The following is a 21802-nucleotide window of genomic DNA, read 5'->3' on the forward strand; positions in this document are numbered from 1 at the left end:
TGAGTGTTTCACCTGTGGCCGCTAAACTGAGGCCCATGTGGAACCCTAGACGCTTCAAACATTGCCCCAGCTGCGGCGCCCCGGTCGAGTACTTGGTGCCGGCCGACGACAACCGCGAACGTGCCACTTGCACGGTCTGCGCCAGCATTCACTACGAGAACCCGATCAATGTGGTGGGCACCTTGCCCGTCTACGGTGAGCAGGTGCTGCTGTGCCGCCGTGCGATCGAGCCGCGCCACGGTTTTTGGACCTTGCCGGCGGGATTTTTGGAGTTGGGCGAAACGGCGGCCGAAGGCGCCCTGCGAGAGACCGACGAAGAAGCCGGCGCGCAAATCGAGTTGCAGCCGCTCTACTGCCTGATGAATGTGGTCAAGGTCGGGCAAATCCATCTGTATTACCGCGCCCGGCTACTGTCGGACCAATTCAATCCCGGGCCGGAGACGCTCGAAGCCCGGCTTTTTTCTGAACATGAAATCCCCTGGGACGAGCTGGCGTTTCGCACAGTGCGCGAAACCTTGAAGCATTTCTTTGAGGACAGGCGCTTGGGCCGCCCTTTCGAGTTGCACTGCGGCGATCTCAGCTGAAGCTTCAGCGGCTCAGTCCGCCCAGAGACTCTCGACCAAGGCCCCAACCTCCAGCGGCGCGCCGGCTTGCCGTGCGGCCTTCCACTCCAGCGGCGCCGGCGCCAAGCGCTTAGATTCCTTGCCGCTCCAGGTCGCCACTTTCAGCGCAAAAACAACCGGGCCTTTGTGCGCCTCGAAGGGCTGAACTGCCTTGAGCCGGCTGGTGATCTGCCGCTTCAGTTCCAGATCCAACATGGCATCAAAGTCCAGCCAGACCCGGGACTGGCCACCGGGCCGCACCGCCATCACGATAAAGCCGCCCACCGACTGCTGCGCACCGCTGGCCAGCACCGCTTCGCCTGCGGCGGCACCCAGCGCCTTGACGTAGGCGGCCATAGCGTCGACATCGGCCACCCGCTCCTCCAGCACCGCGCTGGGCTGCAGCAAGACGATATTGAACTGCGTGATCGGCATCGGCGGCGGCGGCTGCGGCGACGCCGCCTGCGCGCTGCCAGCAACAAGCAAACCCAGCAGCAGCACCATCCTAAAAAATGGGGTCAGGTTCATTTTTCTTGCTGCCCATGGCCAAAGCCATCCTCGCCCGGCCCGGCCTTGGGCGGGTACTTGCCGCTCACCGTTATTGCCCCAGGCGTGCCGTCGCCCAAGGCCCGGTCACACCGTCAAGCTCGCAATCCCAGAGTGCTTGCACATCCATCGCGTCGCGCAGACCCTCTGCATAGACCTTCAGCGCCAAACTGCGCAGCATCACCAACATGCCTCGTACAAAGGCCGCGCGGGCCGCGTCGCCCGACACGCCGGTCACCACCGACACATCCAGCTTCACATAGTCCAGACCGGCCTGGTAGAGCCGGTCGACATGGGCCAAACCGGCGCCGGCATGTTCAAGCCCAAGCTTGACGCCGAGTGGGCGCAGCTGCCGGCCCATCTCGAAGAGCAGATCAAAATGATTGACCGCCGCGCTCTCGGCCAACTCCAGACCGAGCTTGCGGGCGGCCTGCGGAGCATGGAAGACCTGATCCCGCAAACGCGCCACGAAGTTGCCGTCCAGCAGCGAAGCCGGCGCGATATTGACGCAGCGCTGCAAACCGTCTTTGGCGATCGCCTCCAGCGCCAGCGCGACCGCCAACAGGTCGACCTCGGCCGTCAAACGGCTGCGCACCGCCAAAGGCAGCCAGCGTGTGGCCGGCTCGAACTCGCCCGCTTCCTCCAGTTGCAATTGCAAGGGGCATTCCAGATGGAGGACCCGACCTTCGCGGTCCAAGACCGGGTATTGCAGCAGCTTGCCGCGCCGGCCCGCCAAGGCCTCACTGATCTGTGAGCGCCAGGCGCGTTCGCCCTGCGCGCGCTGCTGCGCGCTGCCGGCGTTGATGGACTCCACCACAAAGCCGGACTGGTTCTCGGCCCGCGCCAGCGCCGCATCGGCCTCGCCGAACCAGCGACCGACGGTCGACTCGCGCGGCAAATTGACGGCACCCAAGGCCAGTTGAATGCCGCAACCAAAGGCCGGCAAGCTGGCCTGCAGCGCGTCGGACAAGGCCTGTGCCGTCTCGGCCGCTACATCGGGGGCCGGCAGCCACAGGGCAAAGTCGGCACCGTTGAGTCGGCCAGCCAAGCAACCACGCACGCGCTCAGGATAGGCCATCACCGCCTTGGCCATGGTTTGCAAGGCCTGATCCACCGCCGGGCGGCCCAGGCGCTGATTCAGGCCGGCCAGATCACGCAAGCGAACCAGCACCAAGCCGGCGTGCAACGGCCCTTCATCGCGGGTCAGAGCCGACTCCAGCTCGGCCAGGAAATGCTTGCGCGAGCTCATGCCGGTGAGCGGATCGCAATGCGCTTGCACGCGCAGCACCTGCAACTGATCGGCCTGCGCCTCGAACATGCTCTTGACCCGCAAAACCATCGCGTTCATCGCCTGCGTCAAGCCCTTCAGCTCGGGCACCTGGGGCTCTTCGATGATTTGAAAGCTGCCATCGACGACGGCGCGCGCCTGCGCAACGGCGTTGTCCAGCGGGCGGCGGATGCGGTGCAGGGCCAGGTAGGCCCCTATGCTGGCCAATAAGCCCAAGGCGCCGAGCAAGATGCTGATGCGGCTCAGGCTGCGCCACAACTCGTCGTGGGCGTAGGCCGAATGCGACAGCACTTCGACCGAGCCAATCGCGTTCCAACCATTCGAGACCTGGGCCACGCCGGGCTGCACGGCGATAGGCAGCAGTGCTACAAACCAGGCCGGCGCCTTGCTGGGCTGAGCAGCAGCCTGGCGCTCGAATGCGAGCTTGCCGTCGGCCTTGCGCCAGACCACGCTTTGGTAGTAGCCGGTATCGAATTGCGCCGAAATCAGCAGCTCCATCAGTTCCGCATCACCATGCTGCTGCGACAAAGCCAGGGCCAGCGCGGCCGCGTTATCGCTGTTTTTGATCTGCAGCTGGGTTTGCAGCAGTTGCCGGGTCGAATAAGTGGACACGGCCACACTGCCGGCCAGCGCCAGCAAGACCACACCCAGCAACAGCAACCAGACTTGACGCATCAAGGACATGGCAAATCCCAATCAAAAGTATTCATCTTGTTCAAAAACCTTCCGCGCGCGCCTTGGCCAGCAAGTCGCGCCACTGTGAGAGCCTGACCATGGGGTCACCGGCCGATGTGGCCCCGACGCCCTGCCACAAACCCTCGCCGTTAAAACTGAATACCGGCTGCAGATCGGGTCGCTGTGAGGCCGGCCTGACATCACCGATCAGATTATCCAGAATCAGGGGCTCCGCCCCCGGCTCGGCATAGTAGGCCAGCACCATATGTGCGAGCGATCGCCCGCCCACCATGGCGCGCACATAGACCATGCGCAGCTTGGCCACCGGCGTGCCGGCCGCTATCAGGCTCAGGTATTTGGCGATGGCATAGTCCTCGCAGTCGCCCCGCCCCTTGTCCAGCGCCTCCAAGGGGCTGGCCCAGAAGTCAACCTTGCCCCAGACCTCGATATCGTCATGAAACTCGATGCGGCGGTTCAAATAGCTGTTGAGCGCCGTCAGCCGCTGCGGCTCCTCCAGCACGGCGGCGCGCTCGATCGCTTGCAGCAGCGCTTGTGCTTCGCCGACGGTGCGAGGGTTGAACTTGGCGGCCGCTTCCAAAAAGCGGGCGTTGTCCAAGGCCGCGCAAGGCAGCAGCCAGAGAGAGCCAGACAAGGCAAATAGCCCGAGCAGCCGTCCACCACACAGCCAGCGCGGCTTGTTCGGGAAGACTCTGCGGGTGAACGGGGCCATGCTGTAGCGGATGCGCCCTCGCGTGGAGAGCAATAATCAATCGGAGCCGGGCGGACTGTGCGGATAATGCGAAGCACTTTACAGCCTGTGCATCCGGCCCATCCCTGAAGTCGCGCCTAAATCACCGCCAATCAATGAGCATCCCATCCATACGCCAAGAAATTGACAGTTCGCGCAAGAGTGGCGTGCTCAAGACCATCTTGATTCCACCCTGCCCCGAATTGCTGGCGCGCTTGCAGCAGGCGATGGCGCAGGAGCAACCAGATCTGAATGAAGTGGCTCGCATTGCGGCCAGCGATGTGGCGATGTCGGCCATTTTGCTGCGCATGGCCAACAGCCCCGTGCACATCGCCGACGGCATGCCTTGCACGACGGTGGGCCAGGCCATGACCCGCATCGGCCTCAAAGAAACCACCGCCATCATGACCGGCTTTTTGCTGAAAAACGCCATTCCGGTCAACAGCCCGCATTTGGCGCGCTTTTGGGAGCGTTCGGCCAAACGTGCGCTGGCGATGTCTTTTGTGGCGCGCCAGTTGCCCGGCATCTCGGTCGATTTGGCCCATACCTACGGGCTGTTTTGCCATGTCGGCATGCCGGTCTTGCTGCAATGCGTGCGCGGCTATGGCTCGACCATGGTGGAAGCTGCCGCCCGTGTCGACCGCTCCTACATCGCCACCGAGAACGCCAACCACCGCACCGACCACGCGGTGGCCGGCGCCCTGCTGGCGCGCGCCTGGAATATGGCGCCCGAGCTGATGGCTGCCATCCGCCTGCATCACGACCTGTTCTCGCTCGGCGACAGCCGGGTCGAGCCGGAAGTCCACACCTTGATTGCCGCCGGCTTGATTGCCGAGCATTTGATGCGTTTGCACGAAGGCCTGCCTGAAGACGCCGACTGGATCGCCCATGCCCCGCAAGCGCTCGACTGGTTGAACGCCAGCCTGGCCGACGTTGAGCACTGGGATGATTTGCTGCGGCCTATTTTGGATGAAGCCTAGGTCGCCGCCTAGCTAACGCCCAAGCTAAGCTGCGATTGCCCTAGATCAAAGTTCAGCGCTGCATGCCGCCACAGAATTCAGGCCATGCAGCGACTCAACACCCCCCTCGATCAGCCAACTCCCGCCCGCAACGTCGAGTCTGCGACTCAGCGCTTGGACCGACTGCTGCATGCCAGCGCAGCGCCGTTGACAAAAGGTCTGTCTCCGGTGGCACTGGCTCTGGCCGTCGCAGACTGGGCCTGGCATTTGGCCGTTTCGCCGGGCCGGCAGCTTGAGCTGGCGGGCTTGGGCGCGCAGCTCGCCACCCAGACCCTGAAAGACAGCGTGCCTGCCGATGCGCCGATCGCAGGGATTGGCGAGGCGGACGAAGACCCGCGTTTTCGCCATCAAGCCTGGGCGCAATGGCCGTTCAGCGCCTTGCGCAGCGGTTTTCGGCAAAGTGAGACCTTTTGGCAGGAGGCCGGCCGTATGCCAGGCATGAGTGCCCACCATGCCGAGATGACCCAGTTTTTTGCCCGGCAAGCCTTGAATATGCTGGCGCCGGCCAACTGGCTGGTGAGCAATCCGGTCGTGCTGCAAGATGCGGTGGCCAGCCAAGGTGCCCATCTGCTCCAGGGTGCTCGGCACTATATGGAGGACATCAGCGGCGCGGGGTCGGCGGCCGGGCCGCGCCATCTGCCAGGGCGTGACGTCGCCATCACGCCAGGCGAGGTGGTGATGCGTAACCACCTGGTTGAGCTGATCCGCTACAGCCCGCAGACCAAACAGGTCCACCCGGAGCCGCTGCTGATCGTGCCGTCGTGGATCATGAAGTACTACATCCTCGACCTGTCGCCGCACAACTCGATGGTGCGCTTTCTGGTCGAGCAGGGCCATCAGGTCTATATGCTGTCCTGGCGCAACCCGGACGCCAGCGACCATGATCTGAGCATGAGTGACTATCTGCGCCTGGGCGTCTTCGAGGCGCTGCGGGCCATAGCGCAGATTCACGGCAAGGCCAGACCCGTCCATGCCATGGGTTACTGCTTGGGCGGCACCTTGCTCGCCATCGCGGCGGCCGCCCTGGCGCGGCGCGGCGACGCCCAAGTTGCCGGGGCCGATCTCTTGCCCCCGCTGTGCTCGCTGACGCTGCTGGCGGCGCAGACCGACTTCTCCGAGCCGGGCGAGCTGGGTCTGTTCATCGATGAGAGCCAGATCGGCTACGTCGACGAAATCACCCGCGGCAAGGGCTATTTGACCGGCGAGCAAATGGCCGGCTCCTTCCAGTTTTTGCATTCCCAAGATCTGGTCTGGACCCGCCGCATGCGCGAGTACCTGATGGGTGAACGCGAGCCCCACAGCGATTTGATGGACTGGAATGCCGACACCACCCGCATGCCGGCCCGCATGCACCATGAGTACCTCAGCGCGCTCTACCTGCACAACGCGCTGGCCACCAGCAGCTACCGGGTGGACGGTCGCAGCGTGTCGCTGGGTGACATCGAAGCGCCGATCTTTCTGGTCGGCACCGAGCGGGATCATGTCTCGCCTTGGGCGTCGGTTTACAAGCTGCACCATTTGTGCGAGGCCGAAATCACCTTTGTCTTGACCAGCGGCGGCCACAACGCCGGCATCATCTCCGAGCCGGGCCATGCCGGACGCCGCTACAAGATCGATACCCGCCCGCGTCACGGCGCCTGGGTGCCGCAACAGGAATGGGGCCAGGGCTTGGAATCCACCAGCGGCTCATGGTGGCTGGCTTGGCATGTATGGCTGGCCGCCCGATCTTCAGCCCCGGCCAGCCCCAAGGCCCCGCCGAAGACCATGCTGCTGGGCGCAGCGCCGGGCGACTATGTACGCCAGTGCTATTCAGACTGAGCGCATTGCCCAGCAGCAAAGCCAGCGCCTGCAGGCCTTGCTGCGGGCAGCACAGGCAACGCCTTTTTACCGCCCGCTGCTGCAGGGCCGCGATCTGACGCAGCTGAAGCTGCAAGAGCTGCCTGTCATCAGCAAAGCCGGGCTGATGCAAGCATTCGAGCAGCATGTCAGCGACCCGCTGCTCAAGCTCACGGAGTTGCAAGCGCTGTGCCGCGACCCGGGGCGCGTTGCCGAGCGCTACCTCGGCCGCTACACCGTCTGGGAAAGCTCGGGCAGCAGCGGCCAGCCCGGCGTCTATGTGCAGGACGAGGCGGCGATGGCCGTGTATGAGAACCTGGAGGGCACGCGACGGTCTTCACCAAGACCCTGGGCGCGCTTGTGGGACCCGCTTTACCTGAGCGAGCGCTTTGCGTTCGTGGGGGCTTTGAGTGGCAACTCAGGTGGTCATTTCGCCAGCCATGTCTCGGTGGAGCGCCTGCGCCGCGCCCAACCCTGGATGACGCGCCAGTGGCGCAGCTTCTCCATCCTGCAGCCCACGCCCGCCTTGATCGCCCAGCTGGACGTCTTCGCGCCAAGCATCATCGCGACCTATCCGACCGCAGCGTTGCTGCTGGCAGAGGAATTCGAGCGTGGCGCCCTGCACTGCAGTCCACAAGAAATCTGGACCGGCGGCGAAACTCTCAGCGCCGCCATGCGCAAGCGCATCGAGTGCGCCTTCGGCTGCGCGCTGCGCAACAGCTACGGCGCATCGGAGTTCTTGCCACTGGCCTGGGAATGTGAGCAAGGCCATCTGCATCTCAACGCCGACTGGGTGATTCTGGAGCCGGTCGATGCGCAATACCGCCCCACACCCTTGGGCCAATGCTCGCACACCAGCTTGCTGACGAATCTGGCCAATCATGTGCAGCCGCTGATCCGCTATGACATCGGCGACAGCATCACCGTGGCCGCAGAGCGCTGCGCCTGTGGCTCGGCCCTGCCGGTGCTGCAAGTGCAGGGTCGGCGAGACGACATGCTCTATCTGTCTGATCGCAGCGGCGGCCGCTTGGCACTGCTGCCGCTGGCTTTGACGACGGTGCTGGAGGACGAAGCCGGACTGTTCGACTTCCAGCTGCAGCAGCTCGACCCCGCGGCGCTGCGCCTGCAACTGGGTGCCACGGCCGACCACAGCCGGTCGGCTCGCGAACATTGCCGCCGCGTGCTGCATCGGTTTTTGCTGGCGCAGGGCTGTTCCGACATATCCTTGAGCATCTGCAGCGGCCAGGCCTTCAAGCGCGGGCGCAGCGGCAAGCAAAAACGCATTTTGGCCATGCCCTGAGCACTCAGCACTGAGCGCTCAGCCACCCACCCACCGGCTTCACCCCTCATGAATAAAAATCTGCTCGTCACCTCCACGTGCTTGTCAGGTCTGGCGGCCGCGCTGTGCCTGTTGACACAGCCAGCATCCGCGAGTCAACAAATGGCGGCCGATATGGGCTGCTACAACTGTCACGGCAGCCCAAAGCTCCAAACCGCACCGTCCATGGCCAGCCTGGCCGAACATGCCGCCAAGGCGCGCGGCGACGATGAAGCGCTGAAAAAACGGGCGCAAAAGCTGCGCGCAGGCTCGGCGCTGCATCCGATCGCGGCGCACGAGCGGCTCAGTCCCGAGGCGGCCGAGCTGCTGGTGCGCTGGCTCAGCGAGGGCGCCAAATAGACCTGCCATCGGCCTTTCAAACCAAGACAGCCGAGGGCAGCAGCACAAGGCCATCCACTATGCTTGCCAGCCAAGAATTACAGCAGCACAGGAGTGGCCCAGATGGCTTTGGACGTCATAGAAGAGATCAGCCTTTACAACGCGGGGCGCGACCCGGAGCGCCTGCAAATGAAGTACCGGCGCATGCGCGCCTCGGACTTCGCCTTTCTGCGTGGCAGCTGCCATCTTTTTTTTGCCCAGCTGCCCGGCGAAGCGCTGCTCTTGGGCGGCAAGGCCGACATCCCCCAAGCTTGGGCCTGCGGCGATCTGCATATCGAGAACTTCGGCAGCTTCAAGGGCGAAAACCGCCTGGTCTACTTCGACATCAATGACTTCGACGAGGCCGCCTTGGCGCCCTGCAGCTGGGATGCGCTGCGCTTGCTGACCAGTCTTCAGGTGGGTGCGCAAGGGTTGCAGCTCAGCGAGAACGAGCTGGCCGCGCTGAGCCAGGTCTTTGTGGATCGCTATGCCGGCGCCTTGCGTGAGGGCCGCGCCCTGTGGATAGAGCGCGAAACGGCCAGCGGCCCAGTGCACACCTTGCTGAGCGACTTGCAGGGGCGCAAGCGCGCGGCGTTTTTGAACAACCGCACGCGCCTCGACGACAAGCAGCGCCGCCTCAAACTCGACGGCAAAAAAGCCCTGGCCGCCAGCGAGGCCGAACGCGCCGAGGTGGAGGCTTTGATGCAGGCGTTTGCAAAAACCCAGGCCAAGCCCGACTTCTTTGAGGTCTTGGATGTCGGGCGGCGCATCGCCGGCACCGGCAGCCTGGGTCTGCCGCGTTATGTGCTGCTGGTGGCCGGCAAGGGTGGGCCGGACGAAAACTATCTGCTCGACCTCAAGCTGGCCATGCCATCGAGCCTCATGCCCCATTTGCAGGGGCGCGGGCCGCAGCCGGCCTGGCCCAGCGAAGCCGAGCGCATCGTCGCCACCCAGCGCAGCATGCAGGCGCTAAGCCCGGCGTTTTTGCAAACCGTGCAGATGCAGGGTCAGCCCTTTGTGCTGCGCGATCTGCAGCCCAGCGAGGACCGCATCGCCATCGCGGCCGAGTCCTTCAAGCCAGGCGAGCTGGCGAAGAAGCTGGCCCAGATGATGGCCTCAATGGCTGAGTTGCTGGCCTGGGCGCAGCTGCGCAGCTCGGGCAGGCGCGGCGCCTGCCCGGCCGATGCCTTGATCGAATTTGGCCACGCGCAAAGCCAATGGCAGCCCCAGCTCATGCGCGCCACCCAGGCATGCACCGAGCAGCTCAGGGCGGATGCCGCAGCCTTCAACAAAGCCTATGACAGCGGCGCTTTTGCGGCCTGAATCGGCACTCCACGGACTCTCTATGACAAACACAAGCAGAACGCCAAGCCAGCAGCCCGGTGAAGTTGGTGAAGTCGGTGAAAGCATTTTGGTCTTGCAAGGCGGCGGGGCTCTGGGCGCCTATCAGGCCGGCGTCTATGAGGCGCTGCAGCAATGTGAAGCCGAACTGTCCTGGGTCGCGGGCATCTCGATCGGCGCGATCAATGCAGCGCTGATTGCCGGCAACCCGGCCGAGTTGCGGGTGCCGCGCCTGCGCGAGTTTTGGGACTTATTGAGCTCGGCCCTGCCGGTGCCGGGCTTTGTGGGCCAGGCCATTGCCAAGGCGCGCGAGAACCTCAACGAGGCCAGCGCGACCCAGGTGATGATGTTCGGCGTGCCGGGGTTTTTCAGACCACGCTTTCCGCCCGCGCCCTGGCAGGCGCCCGGCAGCCTTGCTGCCATCAGCTATTACGACACCACGCCCTTGCGCGCAACCCTGGAGCGCTTGGTCGACTTTGATCGCATCAATGACGGGCCGATGCGTTTGTCGGTCGGCGCCGTCAATGTGCGCAGCGGCAACTTTGCCTATTTCGACTCGCACCAGCAGCGCCTGGACGCGCGCCACATCATGGCCAGCGGCGCCCTGCCGCCAGGCTTTGCGCCCGTGGAAATCGACGGTGAGCATTACTGGGACGGCGGCCTAGTGTCCAACACGCCGCTGCAATATGTGCTGGATCAAGCCGCCAGCGGCCCGCGCACCGTGTTCCAGGTCGATTTATTCTCGGCGCGCGGCGCCTACCCCGCCAATTTGGGCGAGGTGACCGAACGCGAAAAAGACATTCGCTTCTCCAGCCGCACCCGCTTGAACACCAGCATGGAGCTGGATCGGCAGCTCATTGCTCAGACCGCACGGCGCTTGATCGCCAAACTTCCCGCCCATCTGCAAGCCGACCCCGATGTGCGCGCCCTGGCCGATTTACGCTGTGATGGCTCGGTCGATGTGGTGCACCTGATCTACCGCAGCAAGCATTACGAAACCCAGTCCAAAGACTTCGAGTTCTCACGCCTGTCCATGAAGGAGCATTGGGAGGCCGGGCTTGCCGATATGAACAGCACCTTGCACTCGCCGCGCTGGTTAGCGCGCGAGCGCAGCGAGCATGGCGTGCATGTCTATGACCTCACGGCTGAGGCTGCGGGGGAGAAGAAGGCTGAGCCGCAGCCTGTGCCCGCCACTGCTCGGCGCTGATCTCGTAAACCGCACAGTCCATCTTGTACCAGGGCTCTTGGCCCCGGTAGCGCATGCCCAAGCCCTGCATCACGCGCGCCGAGCCGAGATTATCCGGGTGGCATACGGCCAGCAAACAAGGCGGCTTGAGCGTGTCGAAGGCAAAGCCGGCCATGCAGCGCGCAGCCTCGGAAGCAAAGCCTTGACGCCATTTATCCTTGCGAAAACGCCAGCCAATCTCGAGCGGATTGACCGCGTCATGCCCCAGATGCTGAATCGCGCCGGCACCGATCAGAGCGCCGCTGGCCGACTCAATACAAGCCCACCAGGAGTAGCCCCATTCGGCCCAGCGCGCTTTGCAGCGAGTGATCATGGCCTGCGTGTCTTCGAGGGTATCGGGCTTGCCGGTGATGTAACGCATCACCTCAGGGTCCGAGTTGAGCTCGAACAAGCCGGCCAAATGCTCGTCACAGATGGGCTCCAGCCGCAAACGGGCGGTCGTCAAAACAGTCATGCGCATGGTCTCCTGTGTCACCTTGGTCTTCGTCATGTTTTTCGGGTAGTCTAAAGAGGCTTGAGACAGCAGCCAAAAGTTTGCTGAGACTATGTCTCATCTTGGTTTCGAGCTTTCCGCCCAAGCATCCGCTCAAGCAGGCACCCATGTATCAACCCAAAGGGATCATCGAATGAACACTTTCAACACGCCGTTTCGATTGCTCGTCTTGTCCGCTGCGCTGGCCTTGAGCGCTTGCGCAGCGCCCGTCACCGGCCACGCGGATCACCCGTCCGGCGACGCTGCAGGAAAAGGTATGGGCATGGGGATGGGGACGGGCAGCATGGCCGGCATGGCCATGGCCTCGCTGACGCCCACCCAGGGCAATAATGTGCGCGGCATGGTGATGTTCCATGAAAAAGACGGCCATGTGATGGTGCACGCCAAGCTCAGCGGACTCAAAGCCAATGCCGAGCATGGCTTCCATCTGCATGAAAAAGGCGATTGCGCCAGCACCGATGGCACCAGCGCCGGCGGCCACTTCAATCCCGACGGCAAACCGCATGGTCCCCAAACTGCTGATCACCATGCCGGCGATATGCCCGCCTTGAAGGCCGACGCCAACGGCTTCGTTGATCAGAAGTTCATGTTGCACGGGCCCACCGTGGCCGCCGGCCCGGCCAGCATCAACGGGCGCAGCGTGATCGTGCACATTGCCCCGGATGACTACGCCACCCAGCCAACCGGCAATTCGGGCGCGCGGATTGCCTGCGGCGTGATTGCCGCCCACTGACCTGATTTACTCGGCCGAGAACAGCGCCTCGGCCTCGGCAAAGCCGTAGAAGCTGCGCGTCATGTGTTGCCAAGTGCCGCTGGCCTTGGCTTCCTGCGCGATGTCTCGCACCGTGCCCATCACGGCCAACATCGGGCACAGGCCTAGACTGACCCTGCGCGCGCCGGCCGCGAACAATTCCGGCGCCGACGGTGCGCCCGGCATGGCCATCAGGTTGACCGGGCCACGCACCGCCGCGCAGAGTCGCCGGATCATGTCCAAGTCCGCCAGACCGGGCACAAACACCATGTCTGCGCCGGCCGCCAAATAGCTGTTGGCACGCGCCACCGTCTGGGCGAAACGGTCTTCCGCGTCGACGCCCAGGCCGAGCAGGAAAGTGTCGGTGCGCGCATTGATCCAAAGCGGCAAACCGGCTTGGCTCGCGGCCACCCGCGCCGCGCTCAAGCGAGCCGCCTGATCTTCAAGGGCAAACAAGACGGCGCTCTCCTGACCATGCTGGCGGTCTTCCAGATTGACGCCCACCGCGCCGGCGGCAATGCTGGCCAACACGGTCTGCGCGACATCGCTCGGCGCGGCACCATAGCCGGCTTCGATATCCGCGTTGACCGGGACCTTGACGCAGGCCGCTATTGTCCCGACCTCGCGCAGCATCGCGTCGCGTCCGATCAACTCGGCATCCTGAAAACCGCGTGCGTAAGCGATGCCGGCGCTGGTCGTGCCGATGGCCGCAAAGCCCTCGGCGGCAAAAACCCTGGCGCTGGCGCAGTCCCAGGCATTGGGCAGCAGTAGCTGACCTTGCTGATTGAGTTGGCGGAACTGCTCGGCGAGTTGAAATTGAGTGGTCATGATGGAAAGGAAATGAGCGGCAAAAAGAGAAGCCCTGCATCTTGCCCAGACCTCATCACCCAGACTGGCGCTTTTCGGCCGTCGGCATTTTTGCTAAAGGGTGCCTCAGCCCGAATGGCCAGGTCCGAAAACCGCTAGACAGCCCGGGGCGAAACTCGGACGATCGCGGCCATGAATTTGGATCACGACAACTGCTACCGCGCCTTGGCCAGCCGCGACGCCCGCTTTGACGGGCGCTTTTTCATCGCCGTCAAAACCACTGGCATCTACTGCCGACCGATCTGCCCGGCGCGCACACCCAAGTCCGAAAACGTGGTTTTCATGCCCAGCGCCGCAGCCGCGCAAGAGTCGGGCTTTCGGCCCTGCTTGCGCTGCCGCCCCGAAGCAGCACCGGACTCGGGCGCTTGGCGCGGCGTCTCCAACAGCGGTGTCTCGCATACCGTGACGCGCGCGCTCGCCTTGATCGAGGCGGGCGAGTTGGACAGCGCCGATCTGGCCAGCCTGTGCAACAAGCTCGGCGTGGGCGAGCGCCAGTTGCGCCGCTTGTTTGCCGAGCATGTCGGCGCGGCGCCCAATGCGGTCGCGCAGACCAGGCGGGTGCTGCTGGCCAAGCAGCTGATTCACGAAACCCGCCTGCCGCTGACCGAGGTCGCGTTTGCCGCCGGTTTTGGCAGCATTCGCCGTTTTAACGAGGTATTTCAGCAGATGTTCGCACGCCCGCCGAGCGCGCTGCGGCATGGCTCGGCGCCCGATTGCTCGGCCGGCCCGCAAGGCGAGGTGAGTCTCTTATTGCGCTACCGTCCGCCCTATGACTGGCCGGCAATGCTGGGCTTCTTGGCCGCCCGCGCCATCCCCGGCATGGAGACAGTGCAAGCCGATACCTATACGCGCAGCATCAGCCTCAATGGCGTGCAGGGCAGCGTCGCCATCAGCCATGCCGCGCAAAGCAAGGCATTGCGTGTAGTGGTGCGCTTCCCCAATCTGGCCGCCCTGCCCGCCATCATTGCGCGCCTGCGCCGCATGTTCGATCTGGCGGCCGATCCGGCCGTGATACAGGCGCAGCTATCGGCCGCCTGCCCCTTGATGGCGGCACTGACCGCGGCAAGACCGGGTCTGCGGGTGCCGGGAAACTGGGACGGTTTCGAGCTGGCCATGCGTGCGGTGCTGGGCCAGCAAATCACCGTCGGCGCGGCGATCAAACTGGCCGGCAATATGGTTCGGCAATACGGCGAGCCCTTGCTGGACATCACAGCCAATCAGCTCGGCTTGAGCTACACCTTCCCAAGCCCGGAGCGGATCGCAGCAGCCGACTTGAGCACGCTGGGCATGCCCAGAACCAGAGCGGCGACCCTGTCAGGCGTGGCCAGCGCCCTGCTCACCACGCCCCAACTGCTTGATGCCGGCGCCAGCCTTGACGAGAGCTTGGCCAAGCTGCTGGCGCTAGCCGGCATCGGCGACTGGACGGCGCAATACATTGCGATCCGCCAGCAGCGCGAGCCGGATGCATTCCCGGCGGGTGATGTCGGCCTGATGCAAGCGATAGCGCGCCTGGAGGGCAGCCGGCCCAGCGCTAAACAGCTGAGCGAGCGGGCATTGGCCTGGCGGCCTTGGCGCGCCTATGCGGCGCAGCATCTGTGGCAGTCATTGACGAGCGAAGCAGCGGTCGAGACCCCACTGGGGATGGACGCCGCTTGATCAACAGCCCCGATCAAGGGCAGGTATCAAGGCGGCTCCACGCTGCCATCAGGCGTCAACACATGGCCTCGGCGCGAGCCAAACCGGTGGGCGTAGACCCAGGTAAATTCGGCGCCGAACAGAAAAATCTGCGCCGAATAATAGACATACAAGAGTACGACGATCAGCGAAGCGGCCGCACCAAACGCTGTGGATACGCCGCTGTGGCCGATATAGCTGCCGATCAGGCTTTTGCCCGCGGCAAACAGCAGTGAGGTCACCAAAGCACCGACCCAGACATCGGCCCACTGCACCTGGGCGCGCGGCATGGACTTGTAAATCAGCGCAAAAATCAGCGTCGAAGCGCCCAGGCCCAGGGTCAACTCGCTGACCCGCGCCAAGGTCAACCAACCGACCGAACTCGGGTCCCACCAGCGGCTCAAAGCGGCCAGGCCGGCGCTGAAGGCGAGCGACACAATCAGCAAAAAGCCTATGCCCAAAATCATGCCGAAGGACAGCAGCCGCGCGCGCAGCAGGGCCCACAGGCCCGATACCTTTTCTTTCTGCGGCGCCCGCCAGATACGGTTGAGGGCGTCTTGCAGCTCGGTGAACACCGAGGTGGCACCGATGAACAAGAACAACAGGCCAAAGCCGGCCGTCATCAAACTCTCACTCGGGCGGCCCGCGCTTTCGATCAAATCCTGCACGGCGATCGCGCCGGGGGACCCGAGCAAGGCCTGCAACTGGTCGTAGATTTCACCGCGTGCGGCTTCTTCACCAAACACCAGGCCGGCCAGCGAAATCACGATCAGCAGCAGCGGAGCGATCGAGAAGATCGTGTAAAACGCCAAGGCCGCGCCCATGCTCTGCGCATAGTCACGCACCCAATTCAGCGCCGCCGCGCGCAGCAAGCCGCCAATTTGCCTCAATTTATGCCGCATGCGCTGACTCTCGCCCAGTTCTTGACACTTAAAGCCTACCGTTCTGAGACAGCAAGACCGCCACCGGGCGGGTGCTGCTGAACTCGGAGCAGATGATGGCGATCACGGCGGTGATGGGCACGGCCAAAAACGCGCCAGCAACACCCCACAGCTCAGACCAAACGGCCAGGCTGATCAGAATCGCCAGCGGGCTCAGATTGAGCGAGTTACCCATCATGTAGGGGTCCAGAAAATTGCCAATTACAAACTGCACCAAGCTCAAGCCCAGCATCATCGGCACGATGATGCTGGGGTCCTGAAACTGCGCAATGCCCATGGCCAGCGGCAGCAAGACCCCGAGGAAGGAGCCGATATAAGGGATGAAGTTGAGCAGGCCGATCAGCAAAGCCCAAAAGGGCGCGAACTCCAAGCCGTATTGCGCCATGATGGCCCAGCTCAAGCCGGCCAGCAGCACGCTCAAAATCGCCTTGAGTGACAGGTAAGCACCAATGCGCCCATTGATGCGCTGGCCAATCTGGCGCGCACGCTCGGCCCCGCCCTGGCTGTTCATGATGGCATCCACCTTAGCCGGGAAGGAGCGCATCTCCACCAATAAAAACGTCGCGTAAAGCATCACCACCACGATGGCCCACAGCAGGGACGAGACCGAGACCACCATCGAGCCCAGCAAGCTCTGAAAATTGATCTGCGCAAAAAAATCTTGCCGCAGCGTGGTCCAGGTCGGCTCGTTTTCAATGCCCATCAACACGGCCAGTTTTTGAATACCGACCAAAAGTGCCTGCTGATAGGCCGGCGCCCGCAGCAATATCTGCTCGAAATTGGCGGCGACCAAATAGAAAATGAAGGACAGCGCCAGGCCAATACAGGCCAAAGCCAGCACATAGCTGAGCCGCAGCGGCAAGAGATGGCCGCGCCAGGACAGGCGCCGCAAGGAATGCGTCAGACCGACAAACACATAGACAACAGCTGCCCCGGCCACCACCGGAATCAAGGTCTTCTTGCCAATCACCAGCAACCAGCCGCCTATCAGCAAGAGGATGCTGCTGTAGACGACATTGCGAAGTCGGTTGAGAGGCTCGTTGACCATGTTTACTGCCTTGTTGAGAAAGGGACTGCGCCCAAATAAGCCGCCACCTGCACGTCATGCACAGTTCAGCGGCTTGCTGGCCTGGAGGATTCTGGCGGAGTTTACGATGCACCCAGGCCCGGAACTGGCGTGGCGCAAATGGGCCCCGCGGGCGCTATAGTCGGCCGCGCGCAGCAAAAGCCTGCGCAAACACAAAACTCAGCCCATGATTGAAGCGACCAAACTGATCAAGCCCCAAGCCGACCCGGCACCGAAGTGGTTTCATATTGCCGTCGCGGCCAGCATGGTCTTGAGCACGGCCAGCGCGGTCTACAGCTCGATGCGCACCAGCGCCGCGATGCAGGCCTTGGTGAAAGAGAACTCGCGCCTCGTGCTGGCCAGCTCGACCCCGCTGCTGCAATTCATGAGCAGCAATTTCGACGGCGGCCAGCCTGCGCTGAGCTTCTCGGTCACCAATGACGGCAATGGCCCGGCTCGCATCGTCTGGTTCGAGATGAAGTCCGAAGGCAAATTGGTCAAGAGCCTGCGCGCACAGGTTCGCGAATCCAGCCCTGAAACTGCCAAGTTATCGGTCGAAATCATGACCTCGACGATTGCGCCACGCTTGATTTCACCCGGCAGCACCATCAAGCTTTTTTCATGGTCCCAGCCGGCCGCCAAAGACGCAGAAGCCCTGCAGCTATGGCGTCAATTTGACCGCCAAGGCCGCGGCAAGATCACCGTCGAAGCCTGCTACTGCTCGGTGCTGGACGCCTGCTGGATCTCCGATCTGGAAGGCAGCATCCCCAAGCCCGTGGCCAGTTGCGAACCCGAAGGTCGCACGACGCTGAACGGCTGAAATGCAGCAGCGGCCATTTGGGTCTGATTGACGATCGCCTTGTGGCGCTCACTCCACTGCTGCAGCGGCTCGCTCTGCCCGTCGAAGACCTGGCTCAAGAAGGCCAGCGCGACCTCCTTGGTCGCCGTCTTCACGAGCGGATTGAGCGCCACCCCGCCGGTGCCGGCACGGTCGGTGAACATGCTGTGTGAGCCGCCCTCGAACACCACCAGCGACTTGGCCGCACTGCCGGTCGCGTTGAACACGGCAATGCGGTCCCGCGCATCCGAGTGATAGCCGGGAATCACGATCACGTCTTCGGTGGACGTGATGTGTAGCGTCGGGATGGTGATGGGTTTGAGAATTTCGGCGGTGCGTTCGGTCTCGCCATAAAACGGCGGTGCCGAGATGATGATGGCGGCCTTGAAGCGCGGGTCGCGCAGCTGGTCCATCACCACGCCCTGCCGCTGCACCTGCGCGCCAGACAACAACATCACCGTGTTGGCGCCGTAGGAATGGCCGGCCGCAATCACCCGCTCGGCATCAATCTGCGCGCCATGGGGCCCTTTCAGCAACTGGTCCAGCGCAAAGCGCATATCGGCAACCCGGCTCAGCGCCTCCGTCTCTTTGGCCGCATCCTGCAAACGCCCCACCAGCCCAAAGGGGTTGCCTAACCATAACGCCCGGTCGCTACCCACATGCTGCACATGCAGCGTTGCATACCCTTGAGCCGCCCAATAGGCCCCCAGATAGCTGTAACCGCGACGCGAGCCTCCTATGCCATGCGAAAACACGATCAGTGGCACGCCGGCTGCATGTCGGTTCGTTTGCTTGGTCTGTGCAGTCTGCGCCGGCCAGTACAAGCGCGCTGGCACCGCACGCTGGCGGGCGCCGTCTTGCCAGTCCAAGTCCTCGGTGCTGTAGCCAGGCGCCACATCGGCAGCGGGCGGCGCATCCAGCAGCGGCAAGGGATCGCCACTCAAGGCCCCGGCCTCGGGCGTGCGGCAAGCACTCAGGCTCATTGCCAGACCCAAGCTGAGACCCAAGACCTGGGCGCCACGCAAGCAGTTCGACAGCAAGGTCTTTTTCATCTTGTTCATGATGGTTGCGAAGGGCCGAATTTCAAGACTCGAGGACTTCGGCCGGCGTCGGCACCGGCCGTCTGAACAAGCGCGCCACACGCTGAATGCCGTCATCCACATAGCTGAACACGACCGGGATCACCAGCAAGCTCAAAAAGGTCGAGGTGATCAAGCCGCCAATCACGACGATGGCCATCGGCGCACGAAAGCTCGGATCCACCCCCCAGCCCAAGGCGATCGGCAACATGCCCGCGCCCATCGCAATCGTCGTCATCACGATAGGCCGAGCCCGCTTGTGGCAGGCATCGAGAATGGCATCGAAGCGCGGCAAGCCATGATCGCGGCGCGCGATCACCACATAGTCGACCAGCAAAATCGAGTTCTTGGTGGCAATCCCCATCAGCATGATCAGGCCAATCATCGAGGGCATGGACAGCGCGGTGCCGGTGATAAAGAGCGCCAAAAACGCCCCCGGAATCGACAAGACCAGCGCGGCCAGAATCGTCACCGGCTGGATGAAGTCCTTGAACAAGAGCACCAGCACGATGTAGATGCACAGCACGCCGGTCAGCATGGCCAGGCCAAAGCTGGCGAACAACTCGCCCATCGCCTCGGCGTCACCGACCGTGGTCTGGATGATGCCGGGCGGCAGATTCTTCAAGCTAGGAAGGCCCAAGGCGGTCTTCTCGACCAGACCCAGCGGCTGGCCATTCAACTCAATCTCGAAGTTGATATTGCGCAGCCGGTCATAACGGTCAATTTGCGCAGGCCCGCTGGCAATCTCGAGCGTGGCGACGTTTGACAGCGCCGTAGGTCCACGGCTACCCGGTACCGGCAAACTGCCCAATAGCGCCAGATCGGCGCGCGCATCGGCGCGCAGCTTGACGACGATGGGCACCTGGCGCTGGGCCAGATTGAGTTTGGCCAGGCCTTGGTCATAGTCACCAGCGGTGGCAATGCGCAAGGTATCGGCGATCGCCGCAGCGCTGACGCCCAGATCGGCGGCGCGCGCAAAGTCCGGCCGCACGATCAATTCGGGCCGCACTAGGCTGGAAGTCGAGGTGACCGCACCGATGCCGGGGATGCTGCGCAACTCGCGTTCAACCAATTGCGCATGTTCGCCCAGCGCATGACCATCTTCCCCCGCCAGCACGAGAACGTATTTCTCACTGCTGCCGCCAAAGCCGACCTTGACGCGTGCGCCGGGCAAAACATCCAAGGCCTCACGCAACTGCTTCTCCAGGTCTTGCTTGCTCAAGCCCTTGCGCTCACCGCGCGGCGTCATATTCAGCGTCAGCGTTGCTTTGCGCACCTCCGCCGCACCACTGACCGCAAAGGGGTCGCCGCCCGCGTTGCCGCCGCCTATGGCCGTATAGATCAGCTTGACATGAGGGTTCGCCGCCACAATCAGACGGGCCTGTTCGGCCAAGGCCTCGGTCTGCTTGAAGGTACTGCCCGGCGGCAGCGTCAATGTCACTTGGGTCTGATTCAAATCATCCGGCGGGATGAAACCGGTCGGCAGCAAGGGCACCAAGGCGAGCGAGCCGACGGTGAACACCAAGGCCCCAGCCAAGGTCAGCAGCCTGTGCTGCAAACACCATTTGGCCCAGCCGGTATAGACCGTCAACCAGCGCGGCTCGGTGTGATCCTTTTTCGGGGGCTTGAGAATGTAGGCCGCCATCATCGGCGTCAACATGCGCGCCACCACCAGCGAGACAAACACCGCGATCGCCGCCGTCCAGCCGAACTGCACAAAGAACTTGCCCGGAACGCCGCCCATGAAGGCGGTCGGCAAGAACACCGCAATCAAGGTGAAGGTGGTGGCGATGACGGCCATACCGATCTCGTCGGCCGCCTCCATCGCCGCTTGATACGGGGTCTTGCCCATGGCCAGATGGCGCATGATGTTTTCGATCTCGACGATGGCGTCGTCGACCAGGATGCCGACCACCAGCGACAAAGACAGCAGCGTCACCGTGTTAACCGTGAAACCGAGCAGATACATCAGGCCAAAAGCCGGGATCACCGACAGCGGCAAGGCGGTGGCCGCAACCAGCGTGGCGCGCCAATCGCGCAGAAAGAACCACACCACGATGATGGCCAAGAGCGCACCCTCGTATAGCAGCACCATCGAGCCGTCGTAGTTCTCCTGTACCGGGTCGACAAAGTTATAGGCCTCGGCAAACTCGATTTCGGGGTGGGCCGCGCGCAGCGCTGCAATCGCGGCCTTGACGCCAGCGGCCACTTCCACCTCACCGGCACCGCGCGTGCGGGTGATCTCGAAGCCGACCACCGGCTTGCCATTCAACTGTGCGCTCGAGCGCCTCTCGGCCACCGTGTCGCTGACCAGCGCCACCTGGTCCAGGCGGATGCGGCGGCCATCCGACAAAGCGATGTCCATCGCAGCCAATTCCTGCGCCGTCTGCACCGTCGCCAACGTGCGCACCGATTGCTCGGCCCCGCCAATATCGGCACGGCCGCCCGAGGCCTCTTGCTGGATCTGGCGCAGTTGGCGCGACACATCGGCGGCGCTCGCATTGAGCGCCAGCAATTTGGCCGGATCCAACTCGACCCGTACCTCGCGGCTGGCGCCGCCCACCCGAGACACCGCGCCGACACCGCGCACCGCGAGGATGCTTTTGGCTACTTGGTTATCTACAAACCAAGACAAGGCTTCCTCGTCCATCCTCGCAGACGCCACCGTATAGGTCAGGATGGGCATGCCCGACAGCTCCATCTTGGAAATCACCGGGTCGCGCATATCGGCCGGCAGGTCGGAGCGCACGCGCGAGACCGCGTCGCGCACATCATCGACCGCCTGCTGCGTGCCCTTTTCCAGCCGGAATTCCACCGTCACGATGGCCACGCCGTCCTGCACCGTGGTGTAAATATGTTTGACGTCTTGCAGCGTGGCGAATTGGTTCTCCAGCTTGCGCGCGACCTGCGACTCCAGCTGTGCCGGCGAGGCGCCGGGCAAGGCTGCCGTCACGGTCACCGTGGGCAGGTCGATGTCCGGGAAGTTCTGGATCTTCATCGCCCTGAAACCCAGCAAACCGCCGAGCGTGAGCATGATGAACAACAGAATCGCCGGAATCGGGTTGCGGATCGAAGCGGAGGAAACGTTCAGCATCG

Annotated in this window: 19 protein-coding genes; 10 read left to right on the forward strand and 9 right to left on the reverse strand. The window is 63.4% G+C overall.

Translation table 11 applies throughout. The features are described 5' to 3' along the window. Positions 1 to 35 precede the first annotated feature (35 nt). Positions 36 to 584 carry an NUDIX hydrolase gene (locus LNV08_RS08040; RefSeq protein WP_263533176.1) on the forward strand — a complete coding sequence of 183 codons (549 nt, stop codon included), beginning with the start codon at positions 36 to 38 and terminating at the stop codon, positions 582 to 584. Between the two features lie 12 nt (positions 585 to 596). Here LNV08_RS08040 and LNV08_RS08045 read toward each other — a convergent pair whose 3' ends face one another. The 3 genes from LNV08_RS08045 to LNV08_RS08055 form a co-directional block, all read right to left on the reverse strand. Continuing rightward, positions 597 to 1130 (reverse strand): hypothetical protein, encoded by a 534-nt coding sequence (locus tag LNV08_RS08045; protein ID WP_263533177.1) that lies wholly within the window; start codon positions 1128 to 1130, stop codon positions 597 to 599. Between the two features lie 70 nt (positions 1131 to 1200). After that, positions 1201 to 3120, reverse strand: a complete 1920-nt coding sequence (locus LNV08_RS08050) for a LapD/MoxY N-terminal periplasmic domain-containing protein (RefSeq protein WP_263533178.1) — start codon at positions 3118 to 3120, stop codon at positions 1201 to 1203. A 31-nt stretch (positions 3121 to 3151) separates the two neighbouring features. Then, positions 3152 to 3841: a transglutaminase-like cysteine peptidase gene (locus tag LNV08_RS08055; RefSeq protein WP_263533179.1), complete on the reverse strand. Its 690-nt coding sequence runs from the start codon at positions 3839 to 3841 to the stop codon at positions 3152 to 3154. Between the two features lie 134 nt (positions 3842 to 3975). Here LNV08_RS08055 and LNV08_RS08060 point away from each other — a divergent pair, with 134 nt between their 5' ends. The 6 genes from LNV08_RS08060 to LNV08_RS08085 all read left to right on the forward strand — a co-directional run bounded on the left by LNV08_RS08060 (position 3976) and on the right by LNV08_RS08085 (position 10958). Beyond that, entirely contained in the window at positions 3976 to 4839 is an 864-nt protein-coding gene (locus LNV08_RS08060; RefSeq protein WP_263533180.1) for an HDOD domain-containing protein, read from the forward strand. 84 nt (positions 4840 to 4923) lie between these two features. Next, positions 4924 to 6696 carry a PHA/PHB synthase family protein gene (locus LNV08_RS08065; RefSeq protein WP_263533181.1) on the forward strand — a complete coding sequence of 591 codons (1773 nt, stop codon included), beginning with the start codon at positions 4924 to 4926 and terminating at the stop codon, positions 6694 to 6696. Further along, positions 6671 to 8014, forward strand: coding sequence for a phenylacetate--CoA ligase family protein (locus tag LNV08_RS08070; RefSeq protein ID WP_263533182.1), 1344 nt, complete (start codon positions 6671 to 6673; stop codon positions 8012 to 8014). The genes LNV08_RS08065 and LNV08_RS08070 overlap by 26 nt, the downstream gene beginning before the upstream one ends. Before the next feature lie 48 nt (positions 8015 to 8062). Then, positions 8063 to 8392 (forward strand): hypothetical protein, encoded by a 330-nt coding sequence (locus tag LNV08_RS08075; RefSeq protein ID WP_263533183.1) that lies wholly within the window; start codon positions 8063 to 8065, stop codon positions 8390 to 8392. A gap of 102 nt (positions 8393 to 8494) precedes the next feature. Then, positions 8495 to 9733 carry a DUF2252 domain-containing protein gene (locus tag LNV08_RS08080; protein WP_263533184.1) on the forward strand — a complete coding sequence of 413 codons (1239 nt, stop codon included), beginning with the start codon at positions 8495 to 8497 and terminating at the stop codon, positions 9731 to 9733. 22 nt (positions 9734 to 9755) lie between these two features. After that, on the forward strand, positions 9756 to 10958 hold the full coding sequence (locus LNV08_RS08085; RefSeq protein ID WP_263533185.1) for a patatin-like phospholipase family protein: 1203 nt from the start codon (positions 9756 to 9758) through the stop codon (positions 10956 to 10958). Here the strand turns inward: LNV08_RS08085 and LNV08_RS08090 are convergent. Then, the gene (locus LNV08_RS08090; RefSeq protein ID WP_263533186.1) at positions 10891 to 11487 is read right to left on the reverse strand and encodes a GNAT family N-acetyltransferase; all 597 of its coding nucleotides are present in this window, start codon (positions 11485 to 11487) and stop codon (positions 10891 to 10893) included. The two genes, LNV08_RS08085 and LNV08_RS08090, sit on opposite strands and share 68 nt — an antisense overlap. Before the next feature lie 136 nt (positions 11488 to 11623). Here LNV08_RS08090 and LNV08_RS08095 point away from each other — a divergent pair, with 136 nt between their 5' ends. After that, the gene (locus LNV08_RS08095) at positions 11624 to 12223 is read left to right on the forward strand and encodes a superoxide dismutase family protein (protein WP_263533187.1); all 600 of its coding nucleotides are present in this window, start codon (positions 11624 to 11626) and stop codon (positions 12221 to 12223) included. Between the two features lie 6 nt (positions 12224 to 12229). On the opposite strand, the gene LNV08_RS08100 is transcribed toward LNV08_RS08095, so the two are convergent. Beyond that, positions 12230 to 13069 (reverse strand): isocitrate lyase/PEP mutase family protein, encoded by an 840-nt coding sequence (locus tag LNV08_RS08100; protein WP_263533188.1) that lies wholly within the window; start codon positions 13067 to 13069, stop codon positions 12230 to 12232. Between the two features lie 171 nt (positions 13070 to 13240). Between LNV08_RS08100 and LNV08_RS08105 the strand changes: the two genes are divergently transcribed. Beyond that, positions 13241 to 14764: a DNA-3-methyladenine glycosylase 2 family protein gene (locus LNV08_RS08105; RefSeq protein ID WP_263533189.1), complete on the forward strand. Its 1524-nt coding sequence runs from the start codon at positions 13241 to 13243 to the stop codon at positions 14762 to 14764. Positions 14765 to 14790: 26 nt separating this feature from the next. Here LNV08_RS08105 and LNV08_RS08110 read toward each other — a convergent pair whose 3' ends face one another. Together LNV08_RS08110 and LNV08_RS08115 are read right to left on the reverse strand one after the other, a co-directional pair. Beyond that, on the reverse strand, positions 14791 to 15684 hold the full coding sequence (locus tag LNV08_RS08110) for a YihY/virulence factor BrkB family protein (protein ID WP_263533190.1): 894 nt from the start codon (positions 15682 to 15684) through the stop codon (positions 14791 to 14793). A gap of 28 nt (positions 15685 to 15712) precedes the next feature. Beyond that, positions 15713 to 16771, reverse strand: a complete 1059-nt coding sequence (locus LNV08_RS08115) for an AI-2E family transporter (protein WP_263533191.1) — start codon at positions 16769 to 16771, stop codon at positions 15713 to 15715. A gap of 205 nt (positions 16772 to 16976) precedes the next feature. Here LNV08_RS08115 and LNV08_RS08120 point away from each other — a divergent pair, with 205 nt between their 5' ends. Continuing rightward, entirely contained in the window at positions 16977 to 17609 is a 633-nt protein-coding gene (locus LNV08_RS08120) for a hypothetical protein (RefSeq protein WP_263533192.1), read from the forward strand. Here the strand turns inward: LNV08_RS08120 and LNV08_RS08125 are convergent. Both LNV08_RS08125 and LNV08_RS08130 read right to left on the reverse strand, forming a co-directional pair. After that, positions 17504 to 18688, reverse strand: a complete 1185-nt coding sequence (locus tag LNV08_RS08125; protein WP_263533193.1) for an alpha/beta hydrolase family protein — start codon at positions 18686 to 18688, stop codon at positions 17504 to 17506. The two genes, LNV08_RS08120 and LNV08_RS08125, sit on opposite strands and share 106 nt — an antisense overlap. Before the next feature lie 22 nt (positions 18689 to 18710). After that, positions 18711 to 21800, reverse strand: a complete 3090-nt coding sequence (locus tag LNV08_RS08130) for an efflux RND transporter permease subunit (protein ID WP_263533194.1) — start codon at positions 21798 to 21800, stop codon at positions 18711 to 18713. Between the last annotated feature and the right edge of the window lie 2 nt (positions 21801 to 21802).

The sequence above is a fragment of the Paucibacter sp. TC2R-5 genome (assembly GCF_025717605.1).
GTDB classification, from domain to species: Bacteria; Pseudomonadota; Gammaproteobacteria; order Burkholderiales; family Burkholderiaceae_C; genus Paucibacter_A; species Paucibacter_A albus.